Here is a 5,532-nt window from a genome sequence, read left to right as displayed (position 1 = left end):
AAATGCTTAAATACTACAACGATTATAAAGAGCAATCAAAGAAATTTGCACGAAAGATGACAAACCCAGGATATGCTTATATGGATAGCAAGCAGTTTGAAAAGAGGTTAAAATCCTGAACCTTTGGATATATTGCAAACGAATACATTTGATTGAAGGAAAAAGAAAAAATATAGGACGGGGAGCAACCCCGCCCCGGTGGAGCATATTTAAAGCAAGCGCTTACTCTATTATATCATATCCATAAAAAAAAGGAAGGAGCGGGAAAACCCCGCCCCCGATGACAGAAATTTTAAAGCGCTTGCTTAAAGCATTCTAAGGAATCTCTAATTCTAAATCCTCAATTTTCTCTTCTAAATCCTCAATTTTCTTCTCTAATTTCTCAATTTTTCTTCTCAATTCTACAATTGAGATCGCAAACATGTTAAGAACATCAATCAATTCTTCTGGAATGTTTACATCTCTTAAATCGTCCCAATCTCTGTCAAATTCATAATCATCAAATGAGTATTTTTCTTTACTCATCTTGTGCCTCCGATGCTTGACGAACCACACGGACAAGCAATGCTTCCTCAGGAACGCCAACCTTAGGAGCAAGCCTTACTAATCTTTTGAAATTTCTTATTTGCTCCTCAGTACTACTTGACTCATTGTACTTCTTAACTGCCTTGTACCATTCTTTCAAATACTTTTGCTCTTGCTTCATGCTCCACCTCCTAATTTTAAAATTTTGCTTTACCTCCAAATTTCTTTGGAGTTACTACATTATACAGCTTTTTTTTCGCAATCTAAGAGCGTAAAAGAATAGGATACGTCCACCCTCACCCCCAAGCCCCCTTACCCCTCCAGAACGTTAGGAGGGGATAGGGGGATGTAAGAAATTTCAATTAGAGGAAAGAATTTAAAAGGCCTTTTAACCCCCTTGGGGGGGCTGTGTTTCTAAAAGAACTCAGAGACTACAGAATTGTGATGCAACAGAATGAGACAGAGTGAAACAGAATGAGACACGGAATTTCAATGTAATACAAATGAAATGAATTGAAAAAAGTGTATTGAAATTTAAATTTTCATACAGAATTTGTAAGAAAAGTGAGGTTTTGCTCCAGAAATAGAAGGTATTTTGAGCCTAAAAGTGTATTATTTCTTTTAAAGATTTCATACAAATCTTGCTTATAAAATTTGGGAAAAGTGGCTTGAGAAGCTACTTGACAGGAAATAAAAACTGAGTATAATGTGATTGCAAACGTATACATTTGAGGAGGTGAGTAAATGAAAAACAAATGCGTAATTTGTGGATTAGAGCAAGAGCTGGAAAGAGAGGGACATGTAATTGACGGAACTTGGGAAGAGGATGCGCTTATACCAAAAGAGTATTGGGGAAAGTGGGTTTGCAGTCTTAGTTGCTATAAAAGGCTTCTTGATAGGGTTAAAGGAAAAGAGTTTGATGACAACGCAGTGATAGAAATTGCACAGGATATTGTAAACAATACTAAGGGTATAACTTTCTTTGATGTGAATTTGATAGACAGAGAATCATTTTTGAATGCTCTTGAAACTATGTCAATGATTTTCAATGTTGGAAGAACGCAGGACTTTGTTTTTGAAAGAGGTGGAACATTGTTTTACTTTGGAAAATTAGGGGTAGACATACTAATCATAAAAATGGTTGTTGATGGAGATACAGACGAGGCAATAAAGAAAATTGTTGACGCAGTTAAGAAGAAAGATCCAATTGGAAGGTAAATAGGAGGTGAGAAATGAAAAAAATTGAATTTAGTGAGAAAGAAAAAGAGGCATTTCAGAAAGTTTTAAAAGATTTGGAAGTAATTCCAAATATCAATTTGATACAATTGCAAACCTTAGATAAAGAAAAACTTTTTGAAGGTTTTGATGAATTAAAAGTGTGCCTTTCAAAACAGAACGAAATGGAGCGAATGTGTGTTACAGGTGGAATTGTTGCAGGTGGAGCAGGACATATATATTTCTTTGCAAATCCAGATAGATTTAAAGATTTTGTTTTTCTGATACAAGTAGACTTTACAGACATGGATCCGAAAGAGGTTGCCCGCCTTGTAATGTTTAGATTAGTTTCAAGGTTAAAGGAGCTGGAAAAAGAAAATGAAAAGTAAAGTTATATACCTTTACAACGCTATTTTTCAAAGAACCTTCATTTTATCGTAAAATCTGTATGGAATTCCATACAGATTTGATAACAATTTCGGAGGTGGATAATGAAAAAGCGTAAAAAGGAAAACTTGACACCTGAGGAGCTGATAAAACGGCAGAAAAATACAGAGTATAGCAGAAGGTGGAGGCAAAAGCACCCAGAGAAGGCGAGGGAAACATGGAGAAGGAGCAAGCAAAAGCACAAGAAAGTACTTACTCCATTTCAGAAGTTTTTGAAAAAACTTTTGAGAATTTAGGAAGTGAAAGATGAAAATAAAAGATTTTCTAAATTCTTTCATACCCCCCATGGGGGGGGCTGTGATACTTATAAGACAACTCAAATTTGATAAGGAGGTGAGAAGATGGAAAGGAAAATGAGATTAGAGGAAGAAAAGAAAGATACAGGTTTGTTGTTTTTGAGGATGAAACCCATTTTATGGAGCGATTGGAATATGTATGGAGATCACCTGTTTAGGAGCATTGCATCTTTTGCGCTTACACCTTACACAAGCACCGCCGAAGGGCTTTTTGCATACATAGAGAATGAAAAGAAAAAGAGAATTGAGATGCACGTACAAAGTAAAGTAATGAAGGCCATGCTTCTTAGTAGGGTAAAGAGAGGCTTTAGGAAAAGTTATAGTAGGCTTGTTTATACAGGCATTGTATGGTTTTCAGATGCGCTAGAAGGAAAGCTTAGAGATCTCAAAAAAGATGAAATACAGGAAATATTTTTGAGGGCAACGAAAAAAATTGCAGATTGGAAAAATACAGTACCATACGCAACGGAATTGCACGATGTAGGCGATTGGGTAATGAGTAATGAATTGCATGAGTACATACTTGGTGAAAACGCATCGCAAGTGAAAGGAATGCATTTTCATTTTTCAATTATTGGATATGCATTGAAGGTTGACGACATTTGGATACCTCCAATTTCTGTAAATCCATACGATTTAAGAGAGATGCGAAGAATTTTCGTAAGGGAACTTAGAGAGCATGGAATAAAGGCAAGAGATAGTGGAGATGTTGCTTTGGAAGAGCCAGGAGTCAAAATACCTGAATACATAGAAGAAGTGAAAGAAGAGCATCAGGAGAAGGAGAAAAAGAGAATCAGATATTGGTTAGGAGTAAGAGAAATGAAGGAAGGAATGGATGAAGAAATGGAGGGAGAAAAAGATGAATACTGATCTCTTGATGAGGTATCTTTTTCAGGGGCAAGTAAAAGAGATAGAAATTTGGAGCATAAATTTGGAGAAAAAAGAGGCTATGAGGTTGCAAACGATACACGATATTTCAGAGCTCAACGAAAAGAAGATAAAGGCCTTTTGTTGTGTTAAAAAAGAGAATATTTATTTCAAGCCTATATCAGACAAACAGGCGGTATTGTTTCTTGATGATGTACCAGAAAAGAGCCTAAATGAACTGCCTTCAAATACCATTTTGGTGCAGACAAGCGAGCAGAAGTACCAAGCGCATATCTTTTTGCAAAAGGTTAAGAGCCTTGAGGAGAGGACGAGACTCCAAAGACTTTTGCAGGAGTACTTTGGGAGCGATCCTGCAAGCACAGACGGAAACCACGCAAGACGATTGCCAGATACGATAAATTGGAAGTACCAGAACAAGCCTATTGTGAAAGTTATAAAGGAAGTGAAGGAAGGCAAGACGCCAGAGCAACTTATTGCAGAATTGGAGCGAGAGCAGAGAAAAGAACAGGAGAAAGAGCAGGAAAGGCAGGAGCAGGAGAGGAAGGCGAAAGTCCAGAGTAATGGTAATGAGAAAAATTGGTGGTATTTCTATGAGTTAAAAAAGGACGAGAATGGGAAAGCAGACCTTTCACGAGTGGACTTTGCATATACGGCATATTTGTATAAGAAAGGCTTGACTAAGAGAGAAATTGAAGAGAGACTGAAAGCGGAAAGCAAGGACATAAAGGAACGCAAGAAAGGACACCTTGAAGACTACCTTGACAGGACTTATAGAAAAGCCCTCATATTTGTAAAAAGATGGGAGAAGGAAGGAAAATTCTAAATCTTTGGAGTATATGGCAAACGAATACATTTGATTGATGGAAAAAGAAAGCGGGAGCTTTTGAAAGCCCCCGAGATAAAAGAGAGTGAGAGACAGGAGAACGATAATATTATATCAGTCTTTTGCTGTATCTAGTGATTTTGCTGAATGTTTTTCTTTTAAATATTGCTCTATCTTTGCAGGGACAAATCCCTTCTCCTTTACGGCTTTCTCTATGGCCTCTCTTACATCTTCATACGGGTACTGATCCAAATGTCCTTGTATAAGTGTTGCAACGAGGCTTGTTTGATACCTCTCTGGAAGTAATGCTGTAAGCTCTTTTGCTTCAGGGGAGATATCAGTAATAGTTTCATCAAGTTTTTTCAAATACCAGTCTTTTAGTTCAAGTTCAAATCTTACACCTACAATCTTATCTCTTACACCTCTTATGAGTTTGTAAGACACGGTAAATGGGACATATTTATTGCTATTCAGTTCTTCTACAGGCCTTTTAAAAATAGTTTCTATGAGTTCATATGTATGGTAGCTCTTATGCTCTGCACCTATGAGCTTTTTGTAAGTTTCAATATCCATTTCAGGTACTTTTGGGCTGTTAATGTAATCCATAAGAATTTCATACAATGCTAATGTATATTTTGAGCGGAAAAACTTTGTTGCTAAAAGTCCGAATGTTGCATACATTTTATGCTCTAAAATACGATCTTTGATCTGGAAAGGTAATTGATAAGTTATAGTGCCATGATTATACTCAAATGAGGAAAGGAGAGGAAAAGCACCTGTGATCCAAGTCTTATCTTTGCCTAATAGATTGTATTCTATGATAATTTTTTCAAGTTTCTTAAGTTCATTTTTCAAATATAGGTAGTGTTGTTTTCCTATTTCATAGTACTCCAATATGGTAGACGCTGGAATGGTAAAGCGATCAAGGTTAGGGTTCTTTTTCATTTGCTCCGCTGCGTTCAGTAAGAGCATATTAAATGCCTTCTCTTGTGTTAGAGTTAGTTGCTCTCTTGAGGATTCAATGAGAGCGCTCTCTTTTTTCAGGACAATCTTGTCTTCGTTTTTCTTTTTTCCCATAATACCACCTCCTAGCTACAATTATAACACATTACAACAATTTGTCAATAGTATGTTATTGTTTAGTATCATAAATCTTGTTAGGTTAGTATCATAAATCTTGTTAGGTCAGTATCATAAATCTTGTTAGGTAGTATCATAAATCTTGTTAGGTGATGCCAGAGAATTTAGGAAAAGACAAGTCTCTTGAAAACCTAAAATATATCTAAAAAAGAAAGATTGAAAAAGAGAATTATTTAAAAAGAGAAAACGGAATTAAGC

At 36.2% G+C, this 5,532-nt stretch carries 8 protein-coding genes; 5 read left to right on the top strand and 3 right to left on the bottom strand.

The window, feature by feature from the left end; all coding sequences use genetic code 11:
- Positions 1-315 precede the first annotated feature (315 nt).
- Both JHC30_07250 and JHC30_07245 read right to left on the bottom strand, forming a co-directional pair.
- The gene (locus JHC30_07250; GenBank protein ID MCI4463944.1) at positions 316-525 is read right to left on the bottom strand and encodes a hypothetical protein; all 210 of its coding nucleotides are present in this window, start codon (positions 523-525) and stop codon (positions 316-318) included.
- Positions 518-706, bottom strand: a complete 189-nt coding sequence (locus JHC30_07245; protein MCI4463943.1) for a hypothetical protein — start codon at positions 704-706, stop codon at positions 518-520. The genes JHC30_07250 and JHC30_07245 overlap by 8 nt, the downstream gene beginning before the upstream one ends.
- A 563-nt stretch (positions 707-1,269) precedes the next feature.
- On the opposite strand from JHC30_07245, the gene JHC30_07240 reads away from it, so the two are divergent.
- The 5 genes from JHC30_07240 (at position 1,270) to JHC30_07220 (ending at position 4,194) form a co-directional block, all read left to right on the top strand.
- Complete coding sequence (locus JHC30_07240; GenBank protein MCI4463942.1) at positions 1,270-1,743, top strand: hypothetical protein; 474 nt, start codon at positions 1,270-1,272, stop codon at positions 1,741-1,743.
- Between the two features lie 14 nt (positions 1,744-1,757).
- Positions 1,758-2,129 carry a hypothetical protein gene (locus tag JHC30_07235; protein MCI4463941.1) on the top strand — a complete coding sequence of 124 codons (372 nt, stop codon included), beginning with the start codon at positions 1,758-1,760 and terminating at the stop codon, positions 2,127-2,129.
- Positions 2,130-2,231: 102 nt separating this feature from the next.
- The gene (locus JHC30_07230) at positions 2,232-2,423 is read left to right on the top strand and encodes a hypothetical protein (protein MCI4463940.1); all 192 of its coding nucleotides are present in this window, start codon (positions 2,232-2,234) and stop codon (positions 2,421-2,423) included.
- Between the two features lie 105 nt (positions 2,424-2,528).
- A complete protein-coding gene (locus JHC30_07225; protein MCI4463939.1) occupies positions 2,529-3,353 on the top strand; it encodes a hypothetical protein in 825 nt (274 codons plus the stop codon).
- Positions 3,343-4,194 (top strand): hypothetical protein, encoded by an 852-nt coding sequence (locus JHC30_07220; GenBank protein MCI4463938.1) that lies wholly within the window; start codon positions 3,343-3,345, stop codon positions 4,192-4,194. Before JHC30_07225 ends, JHC30_07220 begins: the two co-directional genes overlap by 11 nt.
- Positions 4,195-4,308: 114 nt before the next feature.
- Here the strand turns inward: JHC30_07220 and JHC30_07215 are convergent, their stop codons facing one another.
- Positions 4,309-5,271, bottom strand: coding sequence for a replication initiation protein (locus JHC30_07215; GenBank protein ID MCI4463937.1), 963 nt, complete (start codon positions 5,269-5,271; stop codon positions 4,309-4,311).
- Positions 5,272-5,532: the final 261 nt, after the last annotated feature.

Origin of the sequence: Caldisericum sp. (assembly GCA_022759145.1) — a bacterium.
Classification (GTDB): Bacteria; Caldisericota; Caldisericia; order Caldisericales; family Caldisericaceae; genus Caldisericum.
The sequence above is the reverse complement of the archived record's forward strand: the minus strand, read 5'-3'. Positions and strand labels throughout refer to the sequence as shown.